This window comes from Pseudonocardia oceani (assembly GCF_019263585.2).
GTDB lineage: Bacteria > Actinomycetota > Actinomycetes > Mycobacteriales > Pseudonocardiaceae > Pseudonocardia > Pseudonocardia oceani.
Genome location: NZ_JADQDF010000001.1, coordinates 1372834 through 1386774 on the forward strand (window position 1 = coordinate 1372834; position 13941 = coordinate 1386774).

The window sequence follows — 13941 nt, forward strand, 5'->3', positions numbered from 1 at the left end:
GGCCGACGCCCGGCCGCTACGCCCTGGGGGCGGCGGTGACCGCGGCGACCACGTCGGAGAAGGTCACGTCGACGGGCACCGGGCCCAGGACCCCGCGCACGGCGACGGCGAGCTCGTCGGCCAGCTGCGGCAGCGGGACGCCCAGGCGGGCCACGACGGCGATCTCAACGGGCTCGGCGCCGGCACCGAGGCGTACCCCGTCGACGCGGGTGCGGCCGGGCAGGTGCGACGCGATCGTCCCCCACGGTCCGCCGTCGAGGCGGGCGACGCCGGGATGGGCCGACACGGCCGCGGCGACCGCGAGCGCGGTGGCGGCGGTCGGGTCGGGGGCGCGCTCGGCCGGGTGCACGCGATCACGGTAGCCCGCGATCAGCCGGGCGGTCCCGATCGACAGGCCCCGGGAACGACGACGGGCGGCGCACCCCGCGAGGGGTGGGCCGTCCGTCGGGGGCGTGGAGCGCTTCAGCGCCCGTCACCCTTGAGCGTGTCGCCCGGGTTCGATGCGGCGTCCTTCACGGAGTCGCCGGTCTGCTTGACGTTGCCCGAGACCTGGTCCTTCCTGCCCTCGGCCTTGTGCTCGGCCTTGTCGATGAAGCTCATCGCGGTACCTCTTCCGTCGGGGGACGTCGCGCGCGGCCCGGGTCCGGGGCGGCTACCGTGTTCCACTGGTGGTAGGACGACCTCCCGACCGCCGTCCTCACGGTGAGGCGCGTCGCACGCGGACCACGGATCGGAGCGCGGTGCAGCTCAGCCAGGGTGTCGCGGCCGCCACCGCACCGGTGCGGCGCGCACCGGAACCCCCCGTCCCGGAGGCCGGACCGCCCGTGGCCGACGAGCTCGACGAGCAGACGCTGGTCGTGCGCGCCCAGGAGGGCGACGCGCGGGCGTTCGAGGCGCTGGCCCGGCGCCACCAGGACGCGCTCTACCGCGTCGCCGTCCGCGTGATGGGCGACCGCGCCGAGGCCGAGGACGCGCTGCAGGAGGCCCTGCTCGACGCGTGGCGGCGGATCGACCGGTTCCGCGGCGAGTCGGCGTTCCCCACCTGGATGTACCGCGTCGTCACCAACCGCTGCCTGGCGATGCTGCGCAAGCGCCGCCCCGTGCCGGTCCAGGAGATCGAGGCCCCCGCCCCCGCGCAGGACTCCCCCGAGCGCGCCGCCGAGCGCGACGCCGGGATGGCCGCGCTGCACCGCGCGATCGCCGCCCTGCCCGACGACCTGCGGGTCTGCTGGGTGCTGCGTGAGATGGAGGGCCAGGGGTACTCGGAGATCGCGGAGATCACCGGGGCCACCGAGGACGCCGTGCGCGGGCGCATCCACCGGGCCCGCACGAAGCTGGCGGAGGCGATGCGCTCATGGCGGTGAACCCCGCTCCCCTGCCCGATCCCGACGGCCGCCTGGCCTGCGGCCGCGACGCCGCACTGGTCTGGGACCGCGCCGCGGCGGGCGAGGCCCCCGACGAGCACGAGAGCTCGTGCCCGCACTGCCGCGCCGCCGCGGCCGACGCCCGGGGCCTCGACGCGCTGGTGCACCGGCTGGCCGCCGAGCGCCCGCCGCCGCCGCCGTCGGTGCTCGACACGGTGATGGTCGCGGTGCGCACCGAGCTGCGCCCGCACGACGTCCTCACCCTCCCCTCGCCCCACGGCCCGGCCCGGCTCTCGCGCGCCGCGGCCGCCGCGGTGCTGCGCCACACCGTCGACGCGATGGCCGGCGTGCGCGCCCGCAGCTGCCGCATCGAGCAGGTCACCGACACGTCCTCCGGCGAGTCCGGGCACGCCGCCGACGTGCGGATCACGGTGACCGCGCGGTTCGGCGTCGACCTGGCGTCGGTCACGGCGCGGGTCCGCCAGATGGTGGCGGCGGCGGGCGAGCAGGCGCTCGGGGTGCCCGTGCGGCGGGTCGACATCGAGGTCGTGGACGTGTTCGGGGGCGAGTGGTGAGCGCGGGCGGGATGGGCTCCGCCGCGGCCGGTCCCGCGGTCCGCGTGCACGTCGGCGACGCCGTCGTGGCGCGGGTGGCCGCGCACCGCGCCCGCCGCGTCCCCGGGGTCGTCGCCCTGCGGGCCGACCTGACGCAGGCGCTGCTCGGATTGGCCGGGTCCTGGCTCGACCCCGACCGCGACCGCGGCTCGCTGCCCGCCGACGGCGTCCACGCCGCCGTGGACGGCACGGCAGCCGAGGTCACGATCACCCTGGCCACCCGGCTGGGGTTCACCTGCCGCGACGTCGCCCAGGCCGTGCAGCGCGAGGTGGCCGCCGAGGTCGGCGCCTACACCGGGCTCGACGTCGTGGTGACCGTCGTCGTGGCCGAGGTGCTGCTCGACTGACTCCCGTCAGCGCGGCACCAGCACGCAGTCGCCGCACAGCCCCCCGTCGCGGGCCCGGTAGTAGAGGCAGCACGACCGGCGGCGGAAGCTCCACCCGCGGTCGGGCGCCCGCGCCGCGATCCGCTCCCCCGTGCCCGCCAGCACCCCGGTGTCCAGCAGTCGCTCGGCCACCTCGGTGGCCCGCCCGTGCGCCGCGGGCCACTGCGCGACGACCAGCCGACGGGTCGCGGCCACGGTGGAGGCGGTGTTGCCGTGCAGCACCTTCCCCGACACCGCCACCCGCTGCCGGACCGCCGCGGCGAGCGGGCCCAGGTGCTGGTCCAGCAGCAGGTCGGCGAGGCCCGCGGCGGCGTCGGCCGGGTCGGGCACCGCGCGGCCGTCCGGGTCGGCGCACCACAGCGCCCACGGCCCGTCGGTGCGCGGGATCCAGTGCAGCGCCGACGGGGTGAGCGCGGGCAGGACCCCGTGCACGACGGCCGCCGCGAACGGCGCCGCCACGAGCAGCGCCGCGAGGCCCTGGAACGTGACCGACGCCGCGACGCGGTCGTCCGAACCGAGCACCGTGCGTACGTGGGCGATCCGCCGGACGAGTGCATCCCCGCGGCCGGCGAGGACGTCGGCGACGGGCTGAGCGCCGTCCGGGACGGCACCGGCGGGGCCCGTCGAGACGGCGAAGAACGGGCCGGCGCGGGCCACGTCGTGAAGGGCTCGGGCGACGTCCACGGCGCCAGTCTGGCGTGTGGGACAGGCTACCGCCCGCACCGGCGCCTCTGCAGGTCATCGTGCTCACGTCCGCATCCACTGGCGGATCGTCGGCACGGCGTGCGACGCTGGTCGGCGCGCCAGCGCACCCACTGCAGCGTGCCTGCGCACCACGGAGCACCACCGGCCGACGCCCACCCCGGCGTCCGGTCGTCGTGCCGGCGCCGGGTCTCCACCACGACCTCTCGTCGGCACATCCAGATGCACCCGTTCGGACCAGGACCGGCGGTCGCACGGGCGTGTCGCTTATCCTTTCCCCTCAACCATCACGTCGTCCCGATTGCCCCAAGCACGCAGTGGGTCAGTGTCGGGGTGCACCGAGACGACAGGAGGCACTGTTGGCTGCCACCACGAACGCAAGCGGCACCGCGGTCACCTCGGAGGGGCTCTACGCCCCGGACTTCGAGCACGACGCGTGCGGTGTCGCCATGGTCGCCGACCTCTCCGGACGGCGCGGCCACTCCATCGTCCGCAAGGCGCTCACCGCGCTGCTGCGCCTGGAGCACCGCGGAGCACGCGGCGCCGAGGCCAACACCGGTGACGGCGCGGGCATCCTGATCCAGCTGCCGGACGCCTTCTTCCGCGAGGTCGTCGACTTCGCGCTCCCCGAGGACGGCTCCTACGCCGCGGGCACGGCCTTCCTGCCCGCCGACCCCGCGGCCGCCGACGCCGCCGTCGCCGAGATCGACCGCCTCGCCGCCGAGGAGGGCCTCACCGTCCTCGGCTGGCGCGAGCTCCCCGTCGATCCGGACGGCGCCGACATCGGCCCGTCGGCGCGCGCCGCCATGCCCGGCTTCCGCCAGCTGTTCGTCGCCGGCGCGCAGGGCGAGACCGGCATCGCACTGGAGCGCCTCACGTTCTGCCTGCGCAAGCGCGCCGAGCACACCACCGGCACCTACTTCCCGTCGCTGTCGCCGCGCACCATCGTCTACAAGGGCATGCTGGCCGAGCCGCAGGTCGAGGCGTTCTACCCCGACCTCTCCGACGAGCGCGTCACGTCGGCGCTGGCCGTCGTGCACTCGCGCTTCTCCACCAACACGTTCCCGGCGTGGCCGCTCGCGCACCCCTACCGCTACGTCGCGCACAACGGGGAGATCAACACCCTGCGCGGCAACCGCAACTGGATGGCCTCGCGCGAGGCGCTGCTGCAGTCCGAGCTGATCCCCGGCGACCTGGCGCGCCTGTCGCCGATCGTCACGCCGGACGCGAGCGACTCGGCCACCTTCGACGAGGTCCTCGAGCTGCTGCACCTGGGCGGGCGCAGCCTGCCGCACGCGGTGCTGATGATGATCCCCGAGGCGTGGGAGAACCACGACGAGATGGACCCGGCCCGCCGGGCCTTCTACGAGTTCCACTCCACGCTGATGGAGCCGTGGGACGGCCCCGCGCTCGTCGCGTTCACCGACGGCACGCTCGTCGGCGCGGTCCTCGACCGCAACGGCCTGCGCCCGGCGCGCTACTGGGTCACCGACGACGGGATCGTCGTGCTGGCCTCCGAGGTCGGCGTCCTCGACGTCGAGCCGTCGTCGGTGGTCCGCAAGGGCCGCCTCGAGCCCGGCCGGATGTTCCTGGTCGACACGGCCGCGGGCAAGCTCGTCGACGACGCCGAGATCAAGGGCGCGCTGGCCGCCGAGCACCCCTACGCCGACTGGCTGCACGCCGGCCTGATCCGGCTCGAGGAGCTGCCCGCCCGCGACCGCGAGGTCCCGAGCCACGCCGCGCTCACCCACCGCCAGCAGTCCTTCGGCTACACCGAGGAGGAGCTCACCCTCCTGCTCAAGCCGATGGCGGCGGCCGGCGCGGAGCCGATCGGCTCGATGGGCAACGACGCGCCGATCGCGGCGATCTCGGAGCGCCCGCGGTCGCTGTTCGACTACTTCATCCAGCTGTTCGCGCAGGTCACCAACCCGCCGCTGGACGCGATCCGCGAGGAGCTCGTCACCTCGCTGCAGAGCCAGCTCGGGCCGGAGCAGAACCTGCTCGACGCCACCCCGGCCAACTGCCGCACGATCCTGCTGCCGTTCCCGGTGCTCGGGAACGACGACCTCGCCAAGATCGTCCACATCAACGACGACGGCGAGCTCCCCGGGTTCGCCTGCGTCACGGCCAAGGGCGTGTTCAAGGCGGCCGACGGTGGCGCCGGCATGAAGGCGCGGCTCAACGAGATCTGCCGCGAGGTGTCCGAGGCCATCGAGGACGGCGCGCGGCTGATCGTGCTGTCCAACCGCGGCGTCGACGCCACCCACGCGCCGATCCCGTCGCTGCTGCTCACCGGCGCGGTCCACCACCACCTGGTGCGCGAGAGGACCCGCAGCCGGGTGGGCCTGGTCGTCGAGTCCGGCGACGCCCGCGAGGTGCACCACATCGCGCTGCTCATCGGCTACGGCGCGGCCGCGGTCAACCCGTACCTGGCCATGGCCACCGTCGAGGACCTCGCCGAGCGCGGCGACATCCCCGGCGTCGACCCGGCCACCGCGGCGAAGAACCTCGTCAAGGCGCTCGGCAAGGGCGTCCGCAAGACGATGTCGAAGATCGGCGTCTCCACCGTGGCCTCGTACACGGGCGCGCAGATCTTCGAGGCGATCGGCCTGGGCAAGGAGGTCGTCGACGAGTGCTTCTGCGGCACCACCTCGCGCCTGGGCGGCGTCGGCTACGACGTCCTCGCCGAGGAGGTGCTGAGCGCCCACCGCCGCGCCTTCCCGGGCGACGGGGTCCGCGCGCACCACCGCGCGCTGGAGGTCGGCGGCGAGTACCAGTGGCGCCGCGAGGGCGAGCTGCACCTGTTCAACCCGCAGACGGTGTTCAAGCTGCAGCACTCCACGCGGGCCGGGCGCTACGACATCTTCAAGGACTACACGCGCGCCGTCGACGAGCAGGCGCACCGCCTGATGACGCTGCGCGGGCTGTTCGCCTTCAAGGAGGGCCTGCGCGCGCCGGTGCCGCTCGACGAGGTCGAGCCGGTCGAGGAGATCGTCAAGCGCTTCGGCACCGGCGCCATCTCCTACGGCTCGATCAGCCAGGAGATGCACGAGACGCTGGCCATCGCGATGAACCGGCTCGGCGGCCGGTCCAACACCGGGGAGGGCGGCGAGGACTCCGAGCGCTGGACGCCCGACGCCAACGGCGACTCCCGCCGCTCCGCGGTCAAGCAGGTGGCCTCGGGCCGCTTCGGCGTCACGAGCGAGTACCTCGTCAACGCCGACGACATCCAGATCAAGATCGCGCAGGGCGCCAAGCCCGGCGAGGGCGGCCAGCTGCCCGGCGGCAAGGTCTACCCGTGGATCGCCAAGACCCGCTTCGCCACTCCCGGCGTCGGGCTGATCTCGCCGCCGCCGCACCACGACATCTACTCCATCGAGGACATCAAGCAGCTCATCCACGACCTGAAGAACGCCAACCCGCGGGCCCGCATCCACGTGAAGCTGGTCAGCCAGGTCGGCGTCGGCACGGTCGCGGCGGGCGTGGCGAAGGCGTACTCCGACGTCGTGCTCATCTCGGGCCACGACGGCGGCACGGGCGCGTCGCCGCTGTCGTCGATCAAGCACGCGGGCGGTCCCTGGGAGCTCGGCCTGGCCGAGACCCAGCAGACGCTGCTGCGCAACAACCTGCGCGACCGGATCGTCGTGCAGGCCGACGGGCAGCTCAAGACCGGCCGCGACGTCGTCATCGCGGCGCTGCTGGGCGCGGAGGAGTTCGGCTTCGCCACCGCCCCGCTCGTCGTCAGCGGCTGCATCATGATGCGTGTCTGCCACCTCGACACCTGCCCGGTGGGGGTCGCGACGCAGAACCCGGAGCTGCGCAAGCGCTTCGACGGGCGCCCGGAGTACGTCGTCAACTTCATGCGGTTCATCGCCGAGGAGGTGCGCGAGTACCTGGCGGCGCTGGGCTTCCGGTCGATCGACGAGGCCGTCGGCCACGCCGAGGTGCTCGAGACCGACGACGCCGTGCGGCACTGGAAGACCGAGGGCATCGACCTGTCCCCGATCTTCGCGACGCCCGACGTCGGCCCGGACACGGTGCTGCACCGGACGAGGGCGCAGGACCACGGCCTGGAGAAGGCGCTCGACAACACGCTGATCCAGCTGTGCGAGGGCGCGCTGCGCTCGGGCGACAAGGTGCACCTGGACCTGCCCGTCCGCAACGTCAACCGCACCGTCGGCACGATGCTGGGCTACGAGCTCACCAGGAAGTGGGGCGGCGAGGGCCTGCCCGACGACACGATCGACGTCACGCTCACCGGCTCGGCCGGCCAGAGCTTCGGTGCGTTCGTGCCGCGGGGCATCACGCTGCGGCTGGTCGGCGACACGAACGACTTCTTCGGCAAGGGCCTGTCCGGCGGGCGGCTGACGCTGCGGCCCGACCCGACGGCGCCGTTCGCGGCCGAGGACAACATCATCGCCGGCAACGTGATCCTGTACGGGGCCACGTCGGGCGAGATCTTCGTCCGCGGCATCGTCGGCGAGCGGTTCTGCGTCCGGAACTCCGGTGCGCTGGCCGTCGTCGAGGGCGTCGGCGACCACGGGTGCGAGTACATGACCGGCGGTCGCGTCGTCGTGCTCGGGAAGATCGGGCGCAACTTCGCCGCGGGCATGTCCGGCGGCGTGGCCTACGTGCTCGACCTGCCGACGCACCGCGTCAACCCCGAGATGGTCGACCTCGACCCGCTCGACGACGACGACCGCGCGTTCCTGCGCGACGCCGTCGAGAAGCACTACGCCGAGACGGAGTCGGCGGTCGCGAAGACGCTGCTCACCGAATGGGACGACAACGTGGGCCGCTTCGGCAAGGTCATGCCGCGCGACTTCAAGCGCGTGCTGGAGGCCCGCGAGGCCGCCGAGCGCGAGGGACGAAATGTCGACGAAGCTGTTATGGAGGCGGCACATGGGTGACCCGAAGGGATTCCTGACCACCAAGCGCGAGGGTCCCACCCGCCGTCCGGTCGACCTGCGACTGATGGACTGGCGCGAGGTCTACGAGGACTTCCCGCACGACCACCTGGAGAAGCAGGCCGGGCGCTGCATGAACTGCGGCATCCCGTTCTGCCACCAGGGCTGCCCGCTGGGCAACCTCATCCCGGAGTGGAACGACCTCGTCTACCGCAAGGACTGGCGCGAGGCCACCGAGCGGCTGCACGCCACGAACAACTTCCCGGAGTTCACCGGCACGCTCTGCCCCGCCCCGTGCGAGGCGGCCTGCGTGCTGGCGATCAACGACGACGCGGTCACGATCAAGCAGGTCGAGATCGAGATCGTCGACCGGGCGTGGGACGAGGGCTGGGTGCCGCCGCAGCCGGCGCGGACCAAGACGGGCAAGAAGGTCGCCGTCGTCGGTTCCGGGCCGGCCGGGCTGGCCGCCGCGCAGCAGCTCACGCGCGTGGGCCACGACGTCGTGGTGTTCGAGCGCTCCGACCGCATCGGCGGCCTGCTGCGCTACGGCATCCCCGAGTTCAAGATGGAGAAGGCGCGGCTCGACCGGCGCCTCAAGCAGATGCAGGACGAGGGCACGATGTTCCGGGCGTCGGTCGACGTCGGCACGGACATCACCGTCGAGCAGCTGCGCGAGGAGTTCGACGCGGTCGTGCTCGCGGGCGGGGCCACGGCGTGGCGCGACCTGCCCGCCGCCGGACGCGAGACCGAGGGCGTCCACCAGGCGATGGAGTTCCTGCCGTGGGCCAACCACGTGCAGCAGGGCGACATCGACGCGCCGCCGATCACGGCCGAGGGCAAGGACGTCGTGATCATCGGCGGCGGTGACACCGGCGCCGACTGCCTCGGCACGAGCCACCGGCAGGGCGCCCGCTCGGTCACCCAGCTGGAGATCATGCCGACGCCCCCGGAGAAGCGCACCGAGGGCATGCCCTGGCCGACGTACCCGATGGTCTACCGGGTGTCGAGCGCGCACGAGGAGGGTGGCGACCGGCTGTTCTCGGTCAACACCACCGAGTTCGTCGCCGACGACGAGGGCAAGCTGGCCGGCGTCCGGATCGTCGAGGTCAAGCGGGGCGAGAAGGGCTTCGACCCCGTCGAGGGCACCGAGAAGCTCCTGCCCGCGCAGCTCGTGCTGCTCGCGATGGGCTTCGTCGGGCCGGAGAAGGGCAAGCTGCTCTCCGACCTCGGGGTGGAGCTCGACGAGCGCGGCAACGTCGCGCGCGACCGCAGCTTCATGACCAGCGTCGACGGGGTGTTCTCCGCGGGCGACATGGGCCGCGGCCAGTCGCTGATCGTGTGGGCCATCGCCGAGGGCCGGTCCGCCGCGGCGGGCGTCGACGCCTACCTCACCGGGCGCGACGTGCTGCCCCGGCCGATCGAGCCGACCGACCGGCCGCTCACCTGACGGTGCCGACCTGACCGGTGCGGGCCGGGGGCGCTACACCTCCGGCCCGTACCGCCTCACAGGGCCGACCGCGATTCCCGCGAGTCGCGCTCTCGCGGTGCGCGAGTCGCGACCCCGGCTCGCTCGAACGAGACCCCGACTCGCGGGCTTCCTCGCACCCGCTCCGGACCGAGAGCCTCAGACCTCGATCTCCTCCAGCTCGAACGCGTCGTCCCCGATCCACACCCGCAGGCCCTCGGCGTCGTCGGTGAGGAAGCCGTCCTCCTCCTCCCCCAGCTCCCGGGCCGAGCCCAGGGCACGGTAGCTGTAGCTGATCCGGCCGTCCCCCAGGTCCACCGGGCGGTACTCGCGGGCGAGGCGGGCGGTTCGGCTCTCCGTGGCGAGCCAGGTGGCGTTCTCGACGCCCACATCGGCGACCCAGCTGCTAGTGCGCATGCGGCGCAGTATGAGCCGCCGGCTGCCGCGGACCGATCTCATCCTGAGATCGTCGGGGCGGAGCCCACATGATCAGCGCCGTGAATGTGGGTGCGCGCCACACGGCGGAGCGCCTCACCCTGTCCTAACGTTCCCGGGCATGACGATCCTCGACGGACGGACGGCGCTGGTCACGGGCGCGGCGTCCGGCATCGGCAGGGCCATCGCGTCGCGCGTGGCCGCGGACGGGGCGCACGTCGTCGCCGTCGACCGTGACGAGGCGGGGCTCGAGGCCCTCGCGGACGAGGTCCCGGGGATCGAGACGGTCGTGTGCGACCTCTCCGACCTCGACGCGGTCGACGCCCTGCCGTCGGCCGTGGACGTCCTCGTCAACAACGCCGGCATCCAGCACGTGGCGCCGGTGCACGAGTTCGATCCCGAGCGGTTCGGCTTCATCCTGCGCGTGATGCTGGAGGCGCCGTTCCGGCTGTCCCGGCTGGTCCTGCCGCACATGTACGAGCGCGGCTGGGGCCGGATCGTCAACGTCTCCAGCGTGCACGGCGTGCGCGCGAGCCCGTTCAAGTCGGCCTACGTCAGCGCCAAGCACGGGCTCGAAGGACTCTCCAAGGTGATCGCGCTGGAGGGCGCCGCGCACGGCGTCACCAGCAACTGCCTCAACCCCGCCTACGTGCGGACGCCGCTGGTCGAGAAGCAGGTCGCCGACCAGGCCCGCACGCACGGCATCGACGAGTCGCAGGTCCTCGAGCAGATCATGCTCACGCCGGTGGCCGTGAAGCGGCTCGTCGAACCCGCGGAGGTCGCCGAACTCGCCGCCGTGCTCTACGGCCCGGCGTCCGGCTCGATCGCCGGCACCTCCTACCTCATGGACGGCGGCTGGACCGCCCACTAGCGAGAAAGGGTTGCCCCATGGCTGAGAACCAGCCGCGCAGCTCCATCGTCAAGGTCGTCGGCGCGAGCATGGCCGGCACCACCGTCGAGTGGTACGACTTCTTCCTCTACGGCGTCGCCGCGGCGCTCGTGTTCCCGCAGGTCTTCTTCCCCGGCAACGACCCCGCCACCGGCGTGCTGCTGTCGCTGGGCACGTTCGCCGTCGGGTTCATCGCCCGGCCGGTCGGCGGCCTGGTCTTCGGCCACTACGGCGACAAGATCGGCCGCAAGACGCTGCTCGTCGTCAGCCTGCTGATGATGGGGGTGGCGACGTTCCTCATCGGCGTCCTGCCCGGCTACGCCACCATCGGCCTGGCCGCACCGATCATCCTCGTGCTCCTGCGCCTGATCCAGGGCTTCGCGCTCGGCGGCGAGTGGGGCGGCGCGGTGCTCATCGTCTCCGAGCACGGCGACCCGGCCCGGCGCGGCTACTGGGCGAGCTGGCCGCAGGCCGGCGCCCCCGGCGGGCAGCTGCTCGCCAACGGCATCCTGGCGCTGCTCGCGGCGTTCCAGAGCGAGGCCGACTTCCTCGCCTGGGGCTGGCGCATCCCGTTCCTGCTCTCGGCCGTGCTCGTGCTGATCGGGCTCTACATCCGGCTCTCGGTCGAGGAGTCGCCGGTGTTCCGCGAGGCGCAGAAGCAGGCCGAGGAGCGCGCCGCCGCCGGCAGCGCCGACGCCATGCCGATCCTCGAGGTGCTGCGCAGCTACCCCCGCGAGGTGCTGACGGCGATGGGCGCGCGGTTCGCCGAGAACGTCTCGTACTACATCTTCACCATCGTCGTGACGACGTACGCGACGACGCAGCTGGACCTGTCGAGCTCGTTCGTACTGGGCGCGGTGCTGATCGGCGCGGCCGTGCACTTCGTGGCGATCCCGGTCTGGGGCGCGCTGTCGGACCGCTTCGGCCGCAAGCCGATGTACATCCTGGGTGCGGCGGGAGTCGGCATCTGGTCGTTCGCGTTCTTCGCGCTGCTCGACACCCGCAACTTCTGGGCGGCCGTGCTCGCGGTCGTCGGCGGGCTGCTGTTCCACGGCGCGATGTACGGGCCCCAGGCCGCGTTCCTGTCCGAGCTGTTCGGCACGAAGGTGCGCTACTCGGGCGTCTCGATCGGCTACCAGCTGGCCTCGATCCTGGCCGGCGGGCTCGCGCCGATCATCGCGGTCGCGCTGATCACGGCCTACGGCAGCGGCTACCCCGTGGCCGTGTACGTGGCGGCGTCGGCGGTGCTGACGATCATCGCCGTGGCGAGCTACACCGAGACCCGCCACCGCGACCTGGCCGACGACCCGGCCGTGGCGAGGTCGACGGTCCGCTGAGCCGACGCGGTCGGAACGGCACGGCAGGTGGCATCATCCCCGCCGTGCCGCAGACCGCGCTGGACCTGCTGCGCCTGCTCGCCCAGGACGCACCCGCCGACCTCATCGAGGCCCGCGCGCTGCAGGCCACCGACAGCGAGAGCGCGGCCGTCGCCCGCACACTGGCCCTGCGCGTCCGGGCCGGGATCGACGAGCACCGCCGCCGCGAGGCGGAGCTGTCGGCGCTCGTCGAGACCGCCCGTGACCTCGCCTCGGCCGCCGACCCCCGCGGCGTCCTCGACGCCATCGTCCGCCGCGCGCGGGGCCTCATCGGCACCGACGTCGCCTACCTGACGCTGCACGACCCGCAGCGCGGCGACACGTTCATGCGCGCCACCGCGGGCTCGGTGTCGGCGCGGTTCCAGGGGCTCCGGCTGCCGCTGGGGGCCGGGCTCGGTGGGCTCGTCGCGCAGACCCGCCGCCCCTACTGGACCGCCGACTACCCCGCCGACGACCGCTACGCCCACACCTCCGACATCGACGACGCCGTCGACGAGGAGGGGCTGGTCGCGATCTGCGGCACCCCGCTGCTGGTCGACGGCGAGTTCGTCGGCGTGCTGTTCGCCGCCGGCCGCACGCGCCGCCCGTTCACGCGCGAGGAGGTGGCACTGCTCGGCTCGCTGGCGGCGCTGGCCGCGGTGTCGCTCGTGCAGGCCCGCCGGACGGCCGAGATCGCCGACGCCCTCGCCGCGCTGTCGGCCGCCCACGCCGGTATCGAGAGCGCCGCCACCGCGCACGACCGGTTCTCCGAGGTCGTGCTGTCGGGCGGCGGCGTCGACGACATCGCGGCCACGCTCGGCGAGCTGCTCGGCTGCTGGGTCGCCGTCCTCGACGCCGACGACGGGCGCCTCGCCGCCCACGGCCGGGTGCCGCCCGGCGACCTCGCCGCCTCCGCCGCCGTGACGCGCTCCGCCGCGACCGGCCGCATCGCCCGGGGCGACGGCCGCTGGGCGGTGTCGGTGCACGCCGCCGGCCAGCGTCTGGGCTCGCTGGTGCTCGGCGGCTGCGGCGACCTCGACGACGGACAGGGCCGCACGGTCGAGCGCGCGGCGATGGTCACCGCGCTGGTGCTGCTGTTCCGGCTGCGCGCCGCCGAGTCCGACCAGCGCGTGCGCGCCGACCTGCTGGCCGAGCTCCTCGCCCGTCCCGAGGGCGAGCCCGACGCCGGGCTGGTCGAGCGCGGGCGGCTGCTCGGGCTGCGCCTGGGCGTCCCGCACGTGGTGGCGGTGTGTCGCGGGCCGGTCCGCGGGCTCGCGGTCGCCGCGGGCGAGGGCGGCGGCCTGGCGGGGCCGCACGGCGAGGACCTCGTCGCGGTCGTGCCGGGCACCGACCCGTCCGCCGTCGCCGAGGCCCTGTCCCGGCGCCTGCCCGACGGCGTCACGACCGGCACGGCCGGGCCCGTCGTGCCCGGCGGCGGGCTGCGCGAGGTCCACGCGCGGGCGCAGCGGACCGCGGCGGCGCTCGTCGCGCTGGGGCGGGCGGCCGGGTCGGCGCGCGAGCTGGGCTTCGCCGGGCTGGTCGGGCCGGGCGACGTCGGCGCGTTCCTGGACGACGTGCTCGGCCCCGTCGTCGACTACGACGTCCGCCGCGGCAGCGACCTCCTCGGCACCCTCGACGCCTACTTCGCCGCCGGCGGCAGCCCGAGCCGCGCCGCCGGGTCGCTGCACGTGCACGTCAACACCGTGACCCAGCGCCTCGACCGCGTCGCCACCCTGCTCGGCGACGACTGGTCCATCCCCGCGCGAGCCCTGGAGCTGCAGCTCGCGCTGCACCTGCGGCGCCTCGGCGGCACCACGACGTGAT

The 13941-nt window shown here is 73.9% G+C and carries 12 protein-coding genes; 8 read left to right on the plus strand and 4 right to left on the minus strand.

The features are described 5' to 3' along the window. Positions 1 to 16 precede the first annotated feature (16 nt). The gene (locus tag I4I82_RS06850) at positions 17 to 349 is read right to left on the minus strand and encodes a hypothetical protein (RefSeq protein WP_218589470.1); all 333 of its coding nucleotides are present in this window, start codon (positions 347 to 349) and stop codon (positions 17 to 19) included. Between the two features lie 113 nt (positions 350 to 462). Continuing rightward, complete coding sequence (locus I4I82_RS06855; protein WP_218595488.1) at positions 463 to 600, minus strand: hypothetical protein; 138 nt, start codon at positions 598 to 600, stop codon at positions 463 to 465. 140 nt (positions 601 to 740) lie between these two features. Here I4I82_RS06855 and I4I82_RS06860 point away from each other — a divergent pair, with 140 nt between their 5' ends. From I4I82_RS06860 to I4I82_RS06870, 3 genes are read left to right on the plus strand one after another with little or no spacing between them, the layout of a single operon-like run. Next, positions 741 to 1364, plus strand: a complete 624-nt coding sequence (locus tag I4I82_RS06860) for an RNA polymerase sigma factor (RefSeq protein ID WP_218589468.1) — start codon at positions 741 to 743, stop codon at positions 1362 to 1364. Next, positions 1361 to 1939, plus strand: coding sequence for an Asp23/Gls24 family envelope stress response protein (locus I4I82_RS06865; protein ID WP_226369915.1), 579 nt, complete (start codon positions 1361 to 1363; stop codon positions 1937 to 1939). The genes I4I82_RS06860 and I4I82_RS06865 overlap by 4 nt, the downstream gene beginning before the upstream one ends. Then, positions 1936 to 2325 (plus strand): Asp23/Gls24 family envelope stress response protein, encoded by a 390-nt coding sequence (locus I4I82_RS06870; RefSeq protein WP_218589466.1) that lies wholly within the window; start codon positions 1936 to 1938, stop codon positions 2323 to 2325. The genes I4I82_RS06865 and I4I82_RS06870 overlap by 4 nt, the downstream gene beginning before the upstream one ends. Before the next feature lie 6 nt (positions 2326 to 2331). Here I4I82_RS06870 and I4I82_RS06875 read toward each other — a convergent pair whose 3' ends face one another. After that, positions 2332 to 3048: a (2Fe-2S)-binding protein gene (locus I4I82_RS06875; RefSeq protein WP_218589465.1), complete on the minus strand. Its 717-nt coding sequence runs from the start codon at positions 3046 to 3048 to the stop codon at positions 2332 to 2334. Positions 3049 to 3425: 377 nt separating this feature from the next. Here I4I82_RS06875 and gltB point away from each other — a divergent pair, with 377 nt between their 5' ends. Beyond that, positions 3426 to 7976, plus strand: a complete 4551-nt coding sequence (gene gltB / locus I4I82_RS06880) for a glutamate synthase large subunit (protein WP_218589464.1) — start codon at positions 3426 to 3428, stop codon at positions 7974 to 7976. Beyond that, positions 7969 to 9420 carry a glutamate synthase subunit beta gene (locus I4I82_RS06885; protein ID WP_218595490.1) on the plus strand — a complete coding sequence of 484 codons (1452 nt, stop codon included), beginning with the start codon at positions 7969 to 7971 and terminating at the stop codon, positions 9418 to 9420. Before gltB ends, I4I82_RS06885 begins: the two co-directional genes overlap by 8 nt. Before the next feature lie 177 nt (positions 9421 to 9597). Here I4I82_RS06885 and I4I82_RS06890 read toward each other — a convergent pair whose 3' ends face one another. Then, positions 9598 to 9855, minus strand: a complete 258-nt coding sequence (locus tag I4I82_RS06890; RefSeq protein ID WP_218589462.1) for a hypothetical protein — start codon at positions 9853 to 9855, stop codon at positions 9598 to 9600. 139 nt (positions 9856 to 9994) lie between these two features. On the opposite strand from I4I82_RS06890, the gene I4I82_RS06895 reads away from it, so the two are divergent. From I4I82_RS06895 to I4I82_RS06905, 3 genes are read left to right on the plus strand one after another with little or no spacing between them, the layout of a single operon-like run. After that, a complete protein-coding gene (locus I4I82_RS06895) occupies positions 9995 to 10744 on the plus strand; it encodes a 3-hydroxybutyrate dehydrogenase (RefSeq protein WP_218589461.1) in 750 nt (249 codons plus the stop codon). A gap of 17 nt (positions 10745 to 10761) precedes the next feature. Beyond that, the gene (locus tag I4I82_RS06900; protein WP_218595491.1) at positions 10762 to 12099 is read left to right on the plus strand and encodes an MFS transporter; all 1338 of its coding nucleotides are present in this window, start codon (positions 10762 to 10764) and stop codon (positions 12097 to 12099) included. Between the two features lie 44 nt (positions 12100 to 12143). Further along, positions 12144 to 13940: a helix-turn-helix domain-containing protein gene (locus tag I4I82_RS06905; protein ID WP_226369916.1), complete on the plus strand. Its 1797-nt coding sequence runs from the start codon at positions 12144 to 12146 to the stop codon at positions 13938 to 13940. Position 13941 lies beyond the last annotated feature (1 nt).